At 46.4% G+C, this 17,651-nt stretch carries 16 protein-coding genes and 2 tRNA genes; 7 read left to right on the top strand and 11 right to left on the bottom strand.

Translation table 11 applies throughout. From position 1 onward, the window contains the following. Window positions 1-6 precede the first annotated feature (6 nt). From DF182_RS16260 to DF182_RS16250, 3 genes are read left to right on the top strand one after another with little or no spacing between them, the layout of a single operon-like run. Entirely contained in the window at window positions 7-516 is a 510-nt protein-coding gene (locus DF182_RS16260) for a thioredoxin family protein (protein WP_113616701.1), read from the top strand. A gap of 8 nt (window positions 517-524) precedes the next feature. Further along, complete coding sequence (locus DF182_RS16255; protein WP_245957460.1) at window positions 525-1,034, top strand: DUF4442 domain-containing protein; 510 nt, start codon at window positions 525-527, stop codon at window positions 1,032-1,034. 30 nt (window positions 1,035-1,064) lie between these two features. Next, window positions 1,065-2,468, top strand: a complete 1,404-nt coding sequence (locus DF182_RS16250; protein WP_113616700.1) for an MBL fold metallo-hydrolase RNA specificity domain-containing protein — start codon at window positions 1,065-1,067, stop codon at window positions 2,466-2,468. A 70-nt stretch (window positions 2,469-2,538) separates the two neighbouring features. On the opposite strand, the gene DF182_RS16245 is transcribed toward DF182_RS16250, so the two are convergent. Further along, window positions 2,539-5,730, bottom strand: a complete 3,192-nt coding sequence (locus tag DF182_RS16245; RefSeq protein WP_113616699.1) for a sensor histidine kinase — start codon at window positions 5,728-5,730, stop codon at window positions 2,539-2,541. A gap of 181 nt (window positions 5,731-5,911) precedes the next feature. Here DF182_RS16245 and DF182_RS16240 point away from each other — a divergent pair, with 181 nt between their 5' ends. After that, complete coding sequence (locus DF182_RS16240; RefSeq protein WP_113616698.1) at window positions 5,912-6,634, top strand: hypothetical protein; 723 nt, start codon at window positions 5,912-5,914, stop codon at window positions 6,632-6,634. A gap of 104 nt (window positions 6,635-6,738) precedes the next feature. Here the strand turns inward: DF182_RS16240 and DF182_RS16235 are convergent. From DF182_RS16235 to DF182_RS16225, 3 genes are all read right to left on the bottom strand, one after another. Then, window positions 6,739-6,810: transfer RNA gene (locus tag DF182_RS16235), tRNA-Glu, on the bottom strand. 248 nt (window positions 6,811-7,058) lie between these two features. Further along, window positions 7,059-7,736, bottom strand: coding sequence for a DUF1345 domain-containing protein (locus tag DF182_RS16230; RefSeq protein ID WP_113616697.1), 678 nt, complete (start codon window positions 7,734-7,736; stop codon window positions 7,059-7,061). A gap of 164 nt (window positions 7,737-7,900) precedes the next feature. Then, window positions 7,901-7,972, bottom strand: a tRNA-Glu gene (locus tag DF182_RS16225). A 140-nt stretch (window positions 7,973-8,112) separates the two neighbouring features. Between DF182_RS16225 and gap the strand changes: the two genes are divergently transcribed. The 3 genes from gap (at window position 8,113) to DF182_RS16210 (ending at window position 11,995) form a co-directional block, all read left to right on the top strand. Further along, window positions 8,113-9,129: a type I glyceraldehyde-3-phosphate dehydrogenase gene (gene gap / locus DF182_RS16220; RefSeq protein ID WP_113616696.1), complete on the top strand. Its 1,017-nt coding sequence runs from the start codon at window positions 8,113-8,115 to the stop codon at window positions 9,127-9,129. A gap of 163 nt (window positions 9,130-9,292) precedes the next feature. Continuing rightward, window positions 9,293-10,483 (top strand): phosphoglycerate kinase, encoded by a 1,191-nt coding sequence (locus DF182_RS16215; protein ID WP_113616695.1) that lies wholly within the window; start codon window positions 9,293-9,295, stop codon window positions 10,481-10,483. An 84-nt stretch (window positions 10,484-10,567) separates the two neighbouring features. Beyond that, window positions 10,568-11,995, top strand: coding sequence for a cation:proton antiporter (locus DF182_RS16210; protein ID WP_113616694.1), 1,428 nt, complete (start codon window positions 10,568-10,570; stop codon window positions 11,993-11,995). A 94-nt stretch (window positions 11,996-12,089) separates the two neighbouring features. Here DF182_RS16210 and DF182_RS16205 read toward each other — a convergent pair whose 3' ends face one another. The 7 genes from DF182_RS16205 to rpsP form a co-directional block, all read right to left on the bottom strand. Beyond that, window positions 12,090-13,349, bottom strand: coding sequence for a lytic transglycosylase domain-containing protein (locus tag DF182_RS16205; RefSeq protein ID WP_113616693.1), 1,260 nt, complete (start codon window positions 13,347-13,349; stop codon window positions 12,090-12,092). Window positions 13,350-13,359: 10 nt separating this feature from the next. Beyond that, complete coding sequence (gene gatA / locus DF182_RS16200) at window positions 13,360-14,805, bottom strand: Asp-tRNA(Asn)/Glu-tRNA(Gln) amidotransferase subunit GatA (RefSeq protein ID WP_113616692.1); 1,446 nt, start codon at window positions 14,803-14,805, stop codon at window positions 13,360-13,362. A gap of 58 nt (window positions 14,806-14,863) precedes the next feature. After that, window positions 14,864-15,100: a Sec-independent protein translocase subunit TatA/TatB gene (locus tag DF182_RS16195; RefSeq protein WP_245957459.1), complete on the bottom strand. Its 237-nt coding sequence runs from the start codon at window positions 15,098-15,100 to the stop codon at window positions 14,864-14,866. Between the two features lie 220 nt (window positions 15,101-15,320). Then, window positions 15,321-15,668 (bottom strand): 50S ribosomal protein L19, encoded by a 348-nt coding sequence (gene rplS, locus DF182_RS16190; RefSeq protein ID WP_113616690.1) that lies wholly within the window; start codon window positions 15,666-15,668, stop codon window positions 15,321-15,323. Window positions 15,669-15,819: 151 nt separating this feature from the next. Further along, window positions 15,820-16,491 carry a tRNA (guanosine(37)-N1)-methyltransferase TrmD gene (gene trmD / locus DF182_RS16185; RefSeq protein WP_113616689.1) on the bottom strand — a complete coding sequence of 224 codons (672 nt, stop codon included), beginning with the start codon at window positions 16,489-16,491 and terminating at the stop codon, window positions 15,820-15,822. Window positions 16,492-16,501: 10 nt separating this feature from the next. Continuing rightward, window positions 16,502-17,026: a ribosome maturation factor RimM gene (gene rimM / locus DF182_RS16180; protein ID WP_113616688.1), complete on the bottom strand. Its 525-nt coding sequence runs from the start codon at window positions 17,024-17,026 to the stop codon at window positions 16,502-16,504. Between the two features lie 92 nt (window positions 17,027-17,118). Then, entirely contained in the window at window positions 17,119-17,571 is a 453-nt protein-coding gene (gene rpsP / locus DF182_RS32880) for a 30S ribosomal protein S16 (RefSeq protein ID WP_113616687.1), read from the bottom strand. Window positions 17,572-17,651 lie beyond the last annotated feature (80 nt).

Raw genomic sequence — 17,651 nt, 5'->3', positions numbered from 1 at the left:
AGTTTTATGAAGAAGATGGTGTGGGCATTGCTGCTGAGCTTTGCGATCGTTTTGCCGGTGGTAAAAACACAGGCCCAGACACATGACCTGGCGCATATTTACAATCCCGCTGCCGATGCCAAAGCGGATATAGCTGCTGCCGTGAAAAAGGCTGCCGAAGAGAAGAAACATGTTTTAATACAGATAGGTGGGAACTGGTGCATCTGGTGCAAACGCTTATACAAATTCGTGGAAGATGATGCAGAGCTGAAAGCCATGATGGACAAAAACTATGTAGTGTACCACCTCAACTACAGCAAGGAAAACAAGAACCTGCCTATATTACAGGAACTGGGATATCCACAACGTTTCGGGTTCCCGGTGCTGGTAGTACTGGATGCCAAAGGCAACCGCCTGCATACCCAGAATTCAGGACTGCTCGAATCGGCAGATTCCTATGACCGGAAGAAACTCATGGAGTTCTTCAAACAGTGGTCTCCCGCCGCTTTGCTGCCTTCCAATTACATCAATGAATAAATACCGCCATGAATAACGGCATGACCACTTTTAACACGGATGCTGTGCACGCTTTTAAAAAGTTTGCACAGCATCCGTTTAAGTTTTCGGCCTACCTGTTTGGAAAACTGCCAGCAGCGTGGCTGGCGGGGGTACGCCTTCAATCCATTCAGGAGGAAACCTGCGTTACTTCCGTACCTTACCGCTGGCTATCGCAGAATCCTTTCCGTTCGACCTACTTCGCCTGCCTGTCTATGGCTGCGGAGCTGAGTACCGGACTACCCGCCATGATGTATGTGCAGAGTGCTCCCAGGCGTGTATCCATGCTCGTTACCGGTATGGAATCCACCTTTGTCAAAAAAGCGACCGGCCTTACTTTCTTTACCTGCAATGACCTGCCTGCCCTGAAAGCAGCCATAGAAAAGGCACTCCACCAGGAAGAAGCTGTATCTGTTTCCATGCGCAGTGAAGGCAGAGATAAGCAAGGCACGCTAATTGCCTCCTTCACTATCACCTGGTCTTTTAAAGGTAAATCGTAATAATGGTGATCATCACCCTAAAACAAGGATATGAAAATAGCATTTCATGGTGCGGCCCGCACTGTTACCGGCTCTAAGCACCTCATCACATTAAAAAATGGCAAAAAGATTCTGTTGGATTGTGGAATGTTTCAAGGCATGGGTGCTGAAACAGACGATATGAACAGAGACTTCGGCTTTGAACCTTCAGAGATCACCTACATGGTACTTTCACATGCCCATATCGATCACTCCGGCCTTATTCCCCGACTGGTAAAAATGGGCTACAACGGGCATATCTTCTGCACACCAGGCACCCGCGACATGACCGAAATCCTGCTGCTCGATTCTGCCGAAATACAGGAAGATGATGTGAAGTTCACCAATAAAAAAAGGGCAAACGAAGGCAAACCATATGTGTTGCCATTATACACCCTCGAAGACGCCAAAAATGCTATCCGTTTCCTCAAACCCATGGACTACAATACATGGACCAATATTGACCCCGATGTACAACTGATGTTCACCGATGCCGGCCACATTGTAGGCGCTGCCTCTGTACACCTGCGTATCACCGAAAACGGTAAAACAGAACAGATCTCCTTCAGCGGAGATATAGGCCGGTATAATGATGCCATCCTGAAATCACCCGCCACTTTTCCACAGGCTGATTATATACTCATCGAATCTACCTACGGCAGCACCCTCCATGCCGATGCCGCCCCTTCAGATGCAGAGCTGTTACGGTATATCCGTGAAACCTGCGTCGAAAAAAGAGGTAAGCTGATTATCCCCGCTTTCAGCGTAGGCCGTACCCAGGAACTGCTCTATGCACTCAATAAAGCACAGCTCAACGGTACACTGCCTGCTGTCGAAATCTTTGTAGACAGCCCGTTATCCACCGAAGCTACAGCCGTTACCAAATCACATCCTGAAGTATTTAACCGTGAGGTCTCCGATCTGTTGAAAAGAGACGACGACCCCTTTGATTTCCCGGGATTGCATTATGTAAAATCTGTGGATGAATCCAAAAACCTCAACTTCCGCAGGGAACCTTGCGTGATCATCTCCGCATCTGGTATGGCGGAAGCAGGCCGCGTTAAACATCATATTGCCAATAATATCGATGAAGAACGTAACACCATCCTGATCGTTGGCTATTGCGAGCCGCAATCCCTTGGCGGACGCCTGATGCGGGGCGCCAAAGAGGTATCTATCTATGGTACCCGCTACGAAGTAAAGGCTGAAGTAGGTGTCATCCGCTCTATGAGTGCCCATGGCGACTACGAAGACCTCAGCCAGTGGCTGGCATGCCAGAACCCTGCTGAGGTAAAAAAATTATTCCTGGTTCACGGAGAGTATGATGTACAAACCATCTTTAAAAACTGGCTACTCAAAAAAGGTTTCCTGGATATAGAAATTCCGGAAAGACATTACGAGATAGGACTGAAATAAGCAATTACGAATTAGGAATTACGAATGATTAATGCCTCAAAAATTCGTAATTCCTAATTCGTAATTTTTTCTATTCCTCTACATAGGGGAACCATATATTGACCCTTGTTCCTGTTGGGTTGCCGGCTTCATCTGTCAGATCTTCAATATCAAAGCTGGCATCTACATTAAAACGGCTGTTATACAACTGAAGCCGGTCGCGCGTAATTTGCAGGCCACGCGAGTAATGCTGTTTCTCCATCTTCCGCAGGACAGCTGATTTTTCTCTCCCCACTCCGTTGTCTTCCACACTACACAATACCCTGTCTTCCTTTCTGGAAAACGTGATGGTAATCCTTCCCTGAGTGCGGGTGTGCAGAATACCATGCCAGATGGCATTTTCCACAAAGGGTTGCAGTATCATGGTAGGAATCTCCACCAGATCGAGCTCCAGTGCAGGATCGATGATAAACTGGTATTCAAACTGATCGGTGAAACGTAATTTCTCCAGTTCCAGGTAATTGGTCAGCATATTTACCTCTTTGGAAACGGGGATATTATTCAGTTGGGAATTGTCGAGCACATTACGGATAAGCCTTGCGAAACGGGCCAGGTAAGACAATGCCTGTTCTGTTTCGCTTTTCATCATAAATGTCTGTATGGAGTTGAGTGCATTAAAGATAAAATGCGGGTTCATCTGCGCACGCAGGGCTTTCATTTCCAGCTGCGCCATTTGTTGCTGGATGGCGGCCCGTTCGCGGGCTTCTTTTTTTACAGACGTGATACGTAGTCTAAAATACAGGTATACCAGCGCAATTGCGATGAACAAACACAATAACCGGAACCACGAAGTTTGCCAGAAAGCAGGCCGGATAAAGATTTTCAGCTCACTGATGTCTCTGGAGAAAGTACCGGCAGTATTAACAGCCCTTACGCGAAAAGTGTAATGTCCGGGAGCCAGGTTGGTATATTTGGCCACCAATATGCTTTCAGCGCTCACCCAGTTTTCATCAAGGCCTTCCAGCTGGTAATAGTAACGGATCTTTTCGTGATGATACAACAGACTTTTAAACTCTACCCCGATAAAATTCTGCCGGTGGTTCAACTCTACCGGTTTGCCATCCCGCAGAGCCTCTTCAATCAGCACTGTACTGTCCAGTGCTTTCATATTTACGATGGTGACATCAGGTGGTGGTGGCGCCACTTCCAGCTTGTCTGGTTCAAAGACCACAAAATGATCAGAGGCACCTACCAGTAGCCTTCCGTCCTTCAGCCAGGTGATGCGGCGGCGCACTTTCCGGGTATTGTCGATGATATCATCATTCTGGGTAAATGTTTCCAGTTTATCAGGCAGTGTAAGGCGGTAAAAGCCGTAAGGAGTGGTAAACCATACTTTCCCGGGAATATCTTCCCGGATACTCAGTACCCATTCGTCAAAAAGCTTTCCGTTGATTTTAACAGGCGTGTAGGTATCATGACGGGTATTGTAAACCCATAGCCCGTGGTCTGTGCCGGCCAGCAGTGTACTATCGTTGTATCTTACCAGTGAGGTAACATTGTTGTAAATATGTTTATCCCATTCAAAAGTCTGTCTGTCCACGATCCGCCGGGAGCGCGGATTAAACAGAATAAGGCCGCCACTGCTGGAACCAAGCCATAACAGGGAATCTTTTTCAGCAACTATCTGCATCACGGAAAGCGGACGTTTCAGAGAATCGGTGATCTCGTGGTAGTGTATAAACTGGTTAGCCCGCGGATTCCAGCTGGCAAGGCCGCGTTTATACAATCCTATCCATACCATTGTATCCCTTACCAGCATACGAAGCAGGGTTTGCTGATATAATGCCGGTGAACTGAGATGCCGGGTAAACCGGCCGGTGGCAGGGTTAAACAAAGAAAGCCTTCCATTCTCCTGTCCCACCAGGATAGTTCCATCCTTCAGCTCCGTAAAACTCCATACCAATCCCCGTTCTTCAGGAATAGAGGTAGTACTGTCGCCACTGCGGAAGTAATTGCCCAGTAGTTGTAATTGAGAAGACAGCCTGCTGAAACCTTTCCCCCAGTACCCCACATATATGTCGCCGTTACTCCCCTGGAAAACACCCGTCACTTCTGCGGCGGGCAGTCGTTCCTTTGTTTTGCTGAAGGACGTACGATGATCAAACATCCGGAAGGAAGTATTGTGCATACTGAGGATATTGATACCATGATCGGTGCCTATCCAGAGGTGCCCTTCCCGGTCGCTCAGCATGCAGTTGGCTTCATAGTCATAATGAAAACCACGTTCGTCTGTATTATTACCGGTAATGTTTACATCAAACTGCCGGGTCGCTTTATTAAAGCGGAAGATTCCTCCTTTTTCCGTAGCTACCCACAGCCGGTTGTCACCATCGGCCAACACGTCAAAAATGGGGTCTGTTTGCTGCTTTGCGGCAGGATAATGTTTGGTATCAGGGGTGATAAAATGATGTTCTTTCAGTGTGTTTTTCAGCGGATCATAGTGATAGAGGATACCACCTCTTCCGGCCAGCCATATTTGATGATCGGCGTCGGTATATATTTTTTTGAAGCTGTTATGGATATCGAGTATCCGTAAACGTTGGGGATTATGATCGGATGTGAATAACTGCTTACGGTCACGGTCCAGGATGTAGAGATGTTCCTGACCGCTTACCCACAGATTGCCGGCTTCATCTTCCATGAGGGCATCCTGCATCTGCAGCCGGTCTGTTTCCGGTATACCGGCTGCTTTGTGGAAGCTAAAGGTAGCTTCCTCAAATCGCATGAGGCCATCACGGGTAGTGGCCCACATTACACCGGCATGGTCCTGGATGATATTACTGCATTGAAGTCCTTCCGGCAGTTCGGCCCTGTTGGCTACTTTAAGTGTTTTGATAAGGGTAGTAACAGGATCGTATACACGAATATTATCGGGGGTACCCATCCATATACGGCCACGGTTATCTTCACAGAGGCAGATATCATCGTAGTAGATGGAACCGGGTACACGGTCGAAATTAGCCATGGTGACCAGGTTGGTACCATCATACCGTTGCAGGGCGGTACTGGCAATCCAGATAAATCCTTTGCGGTCCTGCAGGATAGCCGAAACGTGATTGCTCGCAAGTCCGGTGCTGATGTCCAGATGCCTGAAATGATAAGAGAGATTTGTCTGCTGTCCTATTGCAGTACCGGCCATGACGATCAGGCACAACAGGCAATACAGGTGCCTGGCTGCAGGATACCGTTGTGATGTAATAACCTGAATAAATTTGTGGATCATGGCGGTACGGAAAAAATGTAGGATGCCCGTTAAATGTACTAAATGTTACTATATTTCTATAAAATGCTGAGACCGAAAGGACCTCATTAACCGAAAGGATATATACCCCAGCAGTCATTGTCTGATAATGAATTAAGTTATACATTACAATAACTTCCCCGGACCCCACAAACAAGTTGAAATGATAGCACAATTACCATTCTATATCCCGTTGGTTTTTATACTGACAACTATCGCTACATTACTGCTGTTTTACATGGCAATGAGAGCATCAACGTCGGCCATTGTGCGTAAAAGATCTGTGCTCATTCTTATCGGTCTGATCCTGTGGCTGGCCCTGCAGGGAATATTTGCAATAACGGGTGTTTTTACGGCAACAGATGCTATGCCGCCCAGGATCCTGCTATGGGGTGTTTTACCAGCTCTTATCACGATAATAGTCCTGTTTCTCACCACTGGTGGACGGGCATTCATAGACAGCCTGCCGCTGACTAATCTGACCTATCTTCATATGGTGAGAATACCGGTGGAAATTGTGCTCTGGTGGCTATTTTTAAACAAAACCATCCCTCAGTTAATGACCTTTGAAGGAAGAAATTTTGATATCCTTGCCGGTACCACAGCTCCGTTTGTGGCCTATTATGGGCTGCAGAACGGAAAACAAAACCGGCAGGCAGTACTTATCTGGCAGTTGATTGCTTTGGGGTTATTACTTAACATCGTATTCAATGCAATTCTTTCCGCGCCCACTCCATTTCAAAAGTTTGCCTTTGACCAACCCAACGTTGCCATCTTTTATTTTCCTTTTAGCTGGTTACCGGCTTTTATTGTGCAGGTGGTGTTATTCGCACATCTGGCCGCCATCAGGCAGCTTACGGTAAAGGCGAGGGTAGTTAACGATTGAGAAATAACGAAGAAGACAGCCCGGAATACAAATTGATTTGATTTGATTTGTATTTCTACACTAACGGGCATAAAAAAAGCCTTCGAAAATTTCGAAGGCTTTTGTACCACGTACGGGAATCGAACCCGTGATTCCTCCGTGAAAGGGAGGCGTCTTAACCCCTTGACCAACGCGGCGTTTCCGTTTTGGGATTGCAAAGATAGGAATAAGTTTTATTCCACAAAATTTTTCTTCAAACTTTTTTACTTTTTTTTTGAGATGATAAAAACAACACCTCAATTTTAAGCCCCCAATCAACTCCCTAAAACACAAAAAAATACGCTCAAAAGTAAAGCCAGCATTCAATTTGACGCCTGCCCAGCTCCTTTCGAATCCCTCGAACAAACCCAAACAATAATAGCCCAGGACTTCAGTCCTGGGAACCTTAATGTTTAAGCCCCGCAATCAGATTGATGGTTAAAGCCACTACAAAAGTATTGAGGATATAAGACAGCAATCCGTGTACCAGTACGGAACGGCGGAGAATGCGATTGGCGATCTGTACATCAGAAACCTGGAAGGTCATGCCTATCACAAAAGAGAAATAGGCGAAATCTAGGTAGTCGGGATGTTTTTCATTAGGGAAGTCGAGTCCGCCGGCGTGACGATTTTTATCGGTCACATCATCATCGTAGTAGAGGTTAGCATAATGAAAGCTGTAGGTAGTATGTACCATAGCCCAGGATGACAGTATCCCGGTGATGGCTACGGGCAGATAGGTTCCATCTTTTTCCTGGCTTGATACCATCAGCAGTACGATGGTGACCATACTGGCAAAGGAGGCCAATAACAGGATGATGGTTACAAAGATGCGGCTGCCATCGTCTATACGGGCCCAGTTACGGATATCTGTCACAGATCGTTTAAAGAAAACGATCCAGCCGGTGGTGATGTAGGAGATGGCAAATACGTCCCATAACAACATATAAAATACCAGCGCGCTCAGTTGGACATGGTTGAGCATGAGTATAACAGCAACCACTAGTGTCAGGCTAAGGCTGATCAGTATACGACGGAGCGGATGCAAGTTAAAGACATCTTTGAGCAGCTTTCTGCGTTTCATAACAACGATCGATGTTTTTTTCAGTAATGCCTAAAAATAGTGATTTGTAGATTGTCCGGATAAGGCTGTTCAGAAAGATGGGTAAATGATGATACAAACCTTTGGCTTACAGGGTACTTAAAACCAAAAGAGCAGAAACATTACTGCTTCTGCTCTTTTCTTCGTACCACGTACGGGAATCGAACCCGTGATTCCTCCGTGAAAGGGAGGCGTCTTAACCCCTTGACCAACGCGGCGTATCGTTTTGGGATTGCAAATGTACAACCTAATTTGATATTTCCAAAAAATATTTTCATAACCTAAAAATATATTGAATAATAGGGGTATAGATTGTAAATTCGCTCTCGATTTTTTCATACTCAAATCATGACGAAAAATGGGAACTACTCTCAAAATTGGTATTAATGGTTTCGGCCGCATTGGTCGTTTGGTATACCGCCAGATTTACAAAATGCCCGGCATTGATGTGGTTGCTATCAATGATCTCACCAGCCCTACAGTGCTGGCGCATTTGCTGAAATATGATTCAGCACAGGGTAGGTTTGATGCAGAAGTTAAACATTCTGAGAACGCAATTAATGTGAACGGTGAAGATGTGAAGATATATGCACAGAAAGATCCGTCCCAGATTCCCTGGAAAGACCATGGTATTGATGTTGTGATCGAGTGTACCGGTTTCTTTACTGATAAAGATAAAGCATCCGCCCACATCGCTGCTGGCGCCAAGAGAGTTGTAATTTCCGCTCCGGCTACCGGTGATCTGAAAACGATCGTTTTCAATGTAAACCACCATCTCCTCGATGGTAGCGAGACTGTTATCTCCTGCGCTTCCTGCACCACCAACTGCCTGGCTCCTATGGCTAAAGTACTGCAGGACAACTACGGTATCAATACCGGCTTAATGACTACTATTCACGCTTACACCAACGACCAGAACACCCTCGATGCTCCGCATCCTAAAGGTGACCTGCGCCGTGCCCGTGCTGCTGCTGCTAACATCGTACCTAACAGTACCGGTGCTGCAAAAGCTATCGGCCTGGTATTACCTGAACTGAAAGGTAAACTGGATGGTAACGCTCAACGTGTACCAACTATCACCGGTTCCCTCACCGAACTGACTACTATCCTCAACAAAAAAGTAACTGCAGAAGAAATCAATGCAGCTATGAAAGCAGCTTCCAACGAATCTTTCGGTTATACTGAAGATGAAATTGTAAGCTCCGATGTCATCGGTATCCACTACGGTTCCCTGTTCGATGCTACACAGACTAAAGTAATGACTGTTGGCGATCAGCAACTGGTTAAAACCGTTTCCTGGTACGATAACGAAATGAGTTATGTTTCTCAGCTGGTACGTACTGTAAGGTACTTCGCCGGTCTGATCAGCAAATAATCAGACAGTATTCCTGGGGTATCCCCGGGATACTATTTTACATTCCGCGGAACAACTACACCATAGCAGCAGATATGCCAAGTCACTTTTGGTTGAAACTTGCTTTGTGCTGTTGGTCCGCGGTTTTTTTATGGCATAAACCCTTTCTCTTAAATCGCTATTTATGAGCAAATTCTCCGACTATAACTTCAATGGCCGCAAAGCCCTGGTCCGTGTGGATTTCAACGTTCCCCTGAACGACAAGTTCGAAATTACTGACGACACCCGCATGAGGGCTGCCGTTCCTACCATCAAAAAAATCCTGAAAGACGGTGGTGCCGTAATACTCATGTCCCACCTCGGCCGTCCGAAAGATGGTCCCAGCGATAAATATTCCTTAAAACATCTCGTATATCACCTCATCTCCCTCCTCGGTGGCACCACTGTTAAGTTTGCTACCGACTGCGTAGGCCCTGTAGCCCATAAAGCCGCTGCAGACCTGCAAATGGGCGAAGTGCTGCTGCTCGAAAACCTGCGCTTCCACAAAGCAGAAGAGAAAGGTGATCCTTCTTTCGCTGAAGAACTCGCCAAACTGGGCAATGTATACGTAAACGATGCCTTTGGCACCGCGCACCGTGCACACGCTTCCACAGCTATCATCGCACAATACTTCTCCAAACCTGACCGTATGTTCGGGCTCCTCATGGAAGCAGAAGTAACCAATGCTGAAAAAGTACTTAACAACGCTGAAGCGCCTTTCACTGCTATCCTCGGTGGTGCCAAAGTGAGCGATAAAATCCTCATCATAGAAACACTGATGGAGCGCGCCAACAACATCATCATTGGTGGTGGTATGGCTTACACTTTCCTCAAAGCCCAGGGCAAGGAAATCGGTAACTCCCTCTGTGAAAATGATAAACTGGACCTGGCCAACGAACTGCTCGATAAAGCCAAAACCAAAAATGTAAAACTCATCCTGCCTGTTGACTCCGTTGCTGCAGATAAATTTGCGCCGGATGCCGCAACACAGGTAGTTTCCAACGATAACATCCCTGCCGGATGGATGGGCCTCGACGTAGGTCCTGAAAGTGTTGAACTGTTCAGCAAAACTATCCAGCAATCCAAAACCATTCTGTGGAACGGTCCAATGGGTGTTTTTGAAATGGAAGCCTTCCAGAAAGGTACCAAAGGAGTGGCTGATGCTATCGTAACTGCCACTGCTCAGGGCTCCTTCTCCCTCGTTGGTGGCGGTGACTCCGTTGCAGCTGTCAACCAGTTCGGACTGGCCGAAAAAGTAAGCTACGTTTCCACCGGCGGTGGTGCCATGCTGGAGTTTTTCGAAGGAAAAACACTGCCAGGCATCGCAGCAATCTGATTGCAGTCTCCTAAACGATAATTACGGATTTGTGAGGATCAATGTCCCCTTGCAAATCCGTATTTTACTTTTTATAAATCACTTATGAAAAAGCGCCTTCTCCTCTACCCCGCCATCATAGGCCTGTTTGGGGTATTGATATGGGTAATCCTGCAACAAGGACAGTTGTTGCCTGTAAAACAGACAGAAGCCCCTGTGGCAACAGTAGCCCATGTTTCACAACCTGCACCGGACAACTCCTGGTGGCAATATCTCGATAACTTCAAGCACCCGTTAAGCCTTTTGTTGCTGCAGATTATCCTGATTATGGTGATGGCACGCGCATTTGGCATACTGGCCAATAAGGTAAAACAACCGTCAGTAGTAGGTGAAATCATTGCAGGGGTATTGTTGGGTCCTTCTCTGCTGGGCTGGGTTATGCCTTCGTTTTCCGCCTTCCTCTTTCCCGTTGACTCCATGAAGAATTTACAGTTCCTCAGTCAGATAGGTCTGGCCTTTTTTATGTTTATCGTGGGAATGGAGCTGGATATCAGCAAAATCAGGAACAAGGCACACGATGCAGTAATGATTAGTCATGCCAGTATTGTAGTACCCTTTTTCCTGGGCGTATGGCTGGCCTACTATCTCTTTACCAGCTTCGCGCCTGCAGGAGTTAGCTTCCTGGCCTTTGCGCTGTTTATGGGTATCGCTATGAGTATTACTGCCTTTCCGGTGCTGGCCCGTATCGTACAGGAAAGAAAACTGACCGGTACACCGCTGGGCACGCTGGCCATTACCTGTGCAGCAGCCGATGATATTACTGCCTGGTGTATACTGGCAGTAGTGGTGGCCATTGTAAAAGCCGGTGGTTTTGTTAGTGCACTTGTCACCATTGTGCTGGCCATTATTTTTGTAGGAACGATGCTGTGGCTGGTACGCCCATGGCTCAACCGTACCATCAGCAGACATATAGCCAGAAATCGACAGAAAGCGGCCGTTTCCGTGGTTTTCTTCACCTTACTACTGTCAGCCCTGGCAACCGAGGTAATAGGCATCCATGCCCTGTTTGGTGCTTTCCTGGCGGGAGTGATCATGCCACAGCAGACCGATATCAAACAACTGCTCACAGATAAACTGGAAGATGTCAGCGTGTTATTGCTGTTACCGATATTTTTTGTGTACACCGGCCTCAGAACACAGATTGGGTTGCTGAATGAAAGTCACCTGTGGAGTGTATGTGGTATGATCATGCTGGTAGCCGTAGCCGGTAAGTTCGGCGGCAGTACTTTGACTGCCCGGCTCATGGGCCAGTCCTGGCGGCAATCCGTGGCTGTTGGCGCGCTGATGAACACCCGTGGCCTGATGGAACTGGTAGTACTCAATATTGGCTATGACCTGGGTATCCTCTCTCCGAGCATATTTGCAATGATGGTACTGATGGCACTGGCCACCACCTTCATGACCGGGCCTCTGCTCGATCTGGTGGCGTTCAGTGAGAAGAAGAAGAAGAAGAAGGGAATACTGGTTGTATAGCATACGGTTTTACTGCCCGAAACAAACGGGCCATAAAAAGAAAAAACCCGTGCCGGCAAAGCTGACACGGGTTTTTCTTTTCTATGAAGAGGAACTACTTTTTATGAGCAGTTTTCTTTTTGGAATGTTTTTTAGCAGCCGTATGTTTTTTGCTGCTGGATTTTTTAGCACTGGTGTTTGCTTTTTTAGCAGAAGCAACTCCTTCAGCCTGCATTTTAGCCGGTGCAGGGAATTTAGATTTGTCTACACCTGTTGCTTTATCATCCAACGCCAACTGTACAGACTCTTTCAGGATCTCGTTTTTCTCAGCCAGGAACTGCTTCATCTTGTCTTTCGGGATGCGCAGGTCGTAGTTGTTTTCAGCGCTGGACATTGCTTTAGCAAAGCCAGGATTAAATCTGTCCAGTTCGGCCAGAGGCATATCCAGTTTTTTGGCGATAGCCTCCAGTTTGTATTTACCGGTAACATTGATTTCCACACTGGAGAAGATTTCATCTTCTGTCAGAGGGCCTCTGGCAGTAGGAGCAGCCGCTGCTGTGCTGGTGTTTTCAGCTACAGCAGGAGCCATGTCATCGCTCACACCAAAGAAGTTGTTGAATCTGTCGAGGATATAACCGGTAGCAATAAATTTATATACGTGGTTACGGGATTCTGCGGGCAGAAAATACTGCATACCCCAGAAATCTTCACGGCCGCTGGCTTTCATAGCACGTTGTACTCCACCGGGGCCACAGTTGTAGGCAGCCACTACCAGGAGCCAGTCACCAAACTGGTTATACAGCTGGTTGAGGTATTGGGCGGCAGCCAAGGTAGACTTATAGAAATCTTTCCTTTCGTCTACTCTTTTTCCAACGTTCAGACCAAAGAGACGGGCGGTACCGGCCATAAACTGCCATGCACCTACAGCACCTACTCTGGAACGAGCGTTGGTATTAAAGCTGGATTCAATTACAGCGAGATATTTCATTTCTTCCGGAATACCGTGCTCACGGAAGATTTTTTCTACCATGGAGAAATAAGGCTGACCTCTTTCGATCATGGTTTGCAGATGCTGACTGTACCGGGTAGCATAGTTATTTACATAACCAGCAACCAGGTTGTTATTGATCTGCTCATATACTTTAGCACTGCGAATATTATTAGGCAGGCTCTGGGCAGCTTTTTTCACCGCCATAGTGGTGGGAGAAGGCACTAAGCTATCCTTCGGCAAGTGCACCTTGCGGAATTTAGATAATGTAGTGTCACGCGAGACCGATGGAGACGCTGTCTCTTTAGGTACGCTGTTGCTACCCATAACCTCCACACTTCCAAAACTCAATGCTGGCAACAGCAATAGTAAAAAGATTTTTCTCATACAATTTATTTTAAACAATCGAAGCCCTTTCCGTTGCCATCACTTGATGGGCAATTTGCAACAGGGCTGCTTCGTCAAACTTCTTTGTGATGATCTGTACACCGTATGGCATTCCGTTTGAATGCCGGCCCAACGGCACTGAAATAGCCGGGACCCCTGACAGATTGGCCAGTACCGTATAAATATCTGCCAGGTACATAGCAATCGGGTCTTTTGTTTTTTCCCCTAATTTAAAGGCTGTCGACGGTACAGTTGGCATTAAAATAGCGTCGAATTCTTCTAGGATGTCATTCAGTTTTTCGGTAACTAATCTCCTGACTTGTTGTGCCTTTGTATAATATGCGTCGTAATAACCTGCGCTCAGCACAAAAGTCCCCAGTAATATACGACGTTTTACTTCTTTACCAAACCCTTCCGATCTGTTTTTTTTGTAAAAATCGATCAGATCGAGGTTCTTTTCGTTGGTCCTATGCCCAAATCTGACACCATCATAGCGGGACAAATTAGAGGATGCCTCTGCTGTTGTCAGCACATAATAGGCGGGAACCACATAGTCAAGATAATCAAAGCCTTTACCAGTTACGGTGTGTCCGGCAGTTACGAGGCTTTCAAAAAGATCGATATAACCACCTCTCATTTCAACATCCAATCCTTCATGGTACTGGGCATCTCTTAAATACGCAAACCTGTAACTTTTATTGTGTGACAGATTTTTCAGGTAGTCGGGAACTTCTTGTTGAGCCGCTGTACTATCGAACTCATCAGGTCCTGCCATCACTTGCAGAACACTCGCCACATCGTCAATTTCCTTGCCAAAAATGCCTATCTGATCAAAAGAAGAGGCATAGGCGATGAGCCCGTGACGTGATATACGGCCATAGGTGGGCTTAAGCCCGATTATGCCGCAAAAATCAGCTGGTTGGCGGACAGAGCCGCCGGTGTCGCTACCCAGGCTAACCTGACAGAGGCCTGCCTGTACAGCTACTGCTGAGCCTCCTGAAGAACCACCCGGAACCCGGGTATTATCCAGTGCGTTCAGCGTGGGACCATAAGCTGAGTTCTCATTGGTAGATCCCATTGCAAACTCGTCGCAGTTAAGATTACCAATGATAATCGCATCCGCTGCCAGCAGTCTTTCCACAGCTGTGGCGGAAAAAAGCGATGTAAACCCCTCCAGTATTCTGGAAGCGGCACTCACATTATGGCCTTTATAACAGATTACATCTTTAATACCTATCACTACTCCGGCTAAAACGCCAACCGGCTGACCGTTTTTAATACGTTCATCCAGTTCCTGCGCTTTCACCAGCGCCTCCTCCTCATATACTTCCAGGAAGGCATTCAGGTGTTTTAACTGTGCTATACGGTTGAGGTAAAAACGTACTCTCTCTGTACAGCTTGTACTGCCGGCGTATAATGCTTTATGAAATGAAGCTATACTGCTGTATTCAGTCAATGCTAAACCAGTTAAAATTATAGTTCAGGATAATTCCCTCTACAGGGATACCGCCAGGTTAGGCGTTGTGCTGCGTATCAGTTGGCTTTGTTGTATCAGTAGTGGACGGTTGCACAGGTTTCTCTCTCATACCTTCCTCTATTTCCTGGCGCACATTGTTTTTGGCGTCATTGAACTCACGGATGCCTTTACCCAGTCCCCGCATTAATTCGGGTATTTTTTTACCGCCAAACAGCAGTAAAACGACGATGGCTATCAGCAGCAGTTCAGACATACCAATATCCTGGAGAATCAAAAATGATGATTTTACAAAAACAGCAGTCATCTTCTCAAAAGTTGTTTTTTAAGTTTTCTACGATGTTAACAAAGGTAACTCATAAAATCCGCTTTTTCACCCGTCGGGTTTGTTAAAGGCGGAGATTTAATTCCATTTTAAGACCGGTTGAGGCTGGCAGGAACGAAAAAAGGCGGAACCATCACGGTCCCGCCTGTAACTAATTTCCCTGTATTTTATACTAAACCCTTTTTTCTTTGATACGGGCTTTCTTACCAGCGCGCTCACGCAGGTAGAAAAGTTTCGCTCTTCTTACTTTACCTACTTTGTTCAGCACAATGCCGTCGATATGAGGAGAGTAAAGCGGAAACAGCCTTTCCACACCAATGCCGTCAGAAATTTTTCTAACAGTGAAAGACGCAGTAAACCCTGTACCCTGGATTTTCACTACATCACCTTTAAAGGACTGAATCCTTTCTTTATTACCTTCCACGATTTTATAATTGACAGTGACGTTGTCGCCTGCTTTAAACTTAGGGTACTGTTTTTTAGCTGTCAGTTGTTCGTGAACAAACGAAATTGCGTTCATCTTTCAAATATTTATGGGAGTGCAAAAGTAAAACAAGAAATGGCATTTACCAAATTAAGTCAGGAAAATATCTAGAAAATATTGTGCATTTTTTAAGATATCTATGTGGATAACCTGGTATAACCATTAATTACATCTCTAAACTATTAAATTACAACAAGTCCGGCCGGCGCGTCTGGGTTCTTTCTACCGATTGCTGATGCCGCCATTCTTCAATTTTTTTATGATTGCCGCTCAATAAAATGTCCGGCACCTTCCATCCCCGGAAATCTACAGGCCTGGTATATACCGGAGGCGCCAGCAGGTTGTCCTGAAAGGAATCGGTCAGTGCGCTGGTTTCATCGTTGAGTACACCTGGCAACAGCCGTCCTATGGCATCTACCAGCACTGCTGCCCCCAGCTCACCGCCAGAAAGCACGTAATCACCGATAGAAATCTCTTTGGTAATGAAGTGGTCCCGGATACGCTGGTCTATCCCTTTGTAGTGGCCGCACAGCATCAGCAGGTTACCCTTCATCGATAATTTGTTGGCCATCTGCTGGTTCAGCGTTTCGCCATCAGGAGTCAGGTAAATGATTTCGTCGTACTGTACTTTAGCTTGTAAAGACTCGATGGCATTCACAATCGGTTCCAGCATCATCACCATGCCGGCGCCACCGCCAAACTGGTAATCATCCACCTGGTTGTGCTTCAGGGTGGAATAGGCCCGCAAGGGATGTACATGTACTTCCAGCAGCCCTTTTGTCTGTGCCCGCTTCATAATGGAATGGGAAAGCGGACTCTCCAGCAGCTCAGGTAATACGGTGATGATATCTATTCGCATAAATTTCTTGCTACATGTTTGTGTATAATTCAACGAGCCCTTCCGGGAGGTCCAGATGTACCACCTGGTTTTTCCGGTCCACTTTCACGAGTGACTGCTCATTGACGGGCAACAGGGCCTCTTTGCCCTGGATATGCACCTTTATAAGCACCTGCATAGGCATTTCAATCACTTCCTCTACAGTGCCGAGCGTACCGTGATGCGCGTCTTCAACTGTGAAGCCGAGCAAAGCCAGCGGGGCGGAAGAAGCTGTTTGCGCCTTAAAGTCATCCTCCTGGAGGTATACCTGGCCGGGCATCAGTTTCTGAGCCGCTTCCTTGGTATCTATGCCTTCCAGGTGGATATACACATGTTCTCCGTCTTTAACGGTCACTTGCTGCAGGAAATACGGGATAAAGCTGTTTTTCCGTTCTTCGAGGAAGATGGCGGTCACACCCTTCAGGGCAGATCTTTTACCAAGGCTATGCCTTAACAGCAGCTCTCCCTGTAGTCCGTGCGTTGACACCAGTTTTCCTATACTGAAATAATTATTCATCGTAATGCGAGGGCCCTGTCATGAAATTAAAAAAGGAAATATTTGCAACCGCAAATATTTCCTTTTTCAGGTATTGTTAAAACGTTACCGTTTTATGCTTCGTTACCTTCTCCTTCTGCGGATGGAGCAGCAGGAGTATCTTCTACCTTTCTAACGATCGGAGCAGCAATTCTTGCTTTTCTGTGACCGTCACGACGGGCAGATACTTTCTGTTCGTGCTCAGCTTGCCATTGTGCAAACTTCTGGTAAGCAGTAGGCTCGTCGAACAGGTTCAGCGTAACACCTCTTAACAGGTGTTTCAAATACAATACACCTTTGAAAGAGAGGATTCTTCTTACAGTGTCGGTAGGTTGTGCACCTTTCTGCAACCAACGCAATGCTTTTTCAGTATCGATGTTGATGGAAGCAGGTACAGTCAAAGGATTGTAAGTACCGATTTTCTGGATGAATTTACCATCTCTGGGAGCGCGTGCGTCGGCTACTACGATAAAATAGAAAGGCCTTTTCTTCGCGCCATGTCTCTGCAGTCTGATTTTTACTGGCATAAATAAGTCGAGTTATTTTTTGCGAGTTAGGAAATATTGTTTATTTAGGGATGCAAATGTAACCTCTTAATTGAAATTTC

This window comes from Chitinophaga flava (assembly GCF_003308995.1).
GTDB lineage: Bacteria > Bacteroidota > Bacteroidia > Chitinophagales > Chitinophagaceae > Chitinophaga > Chitinophaga flava.
The sequence above is the reverse complement of the archived record's forward strand: the minus strand, read 5'-3'. Positions and strand labels throughout refer to the sequence as shown.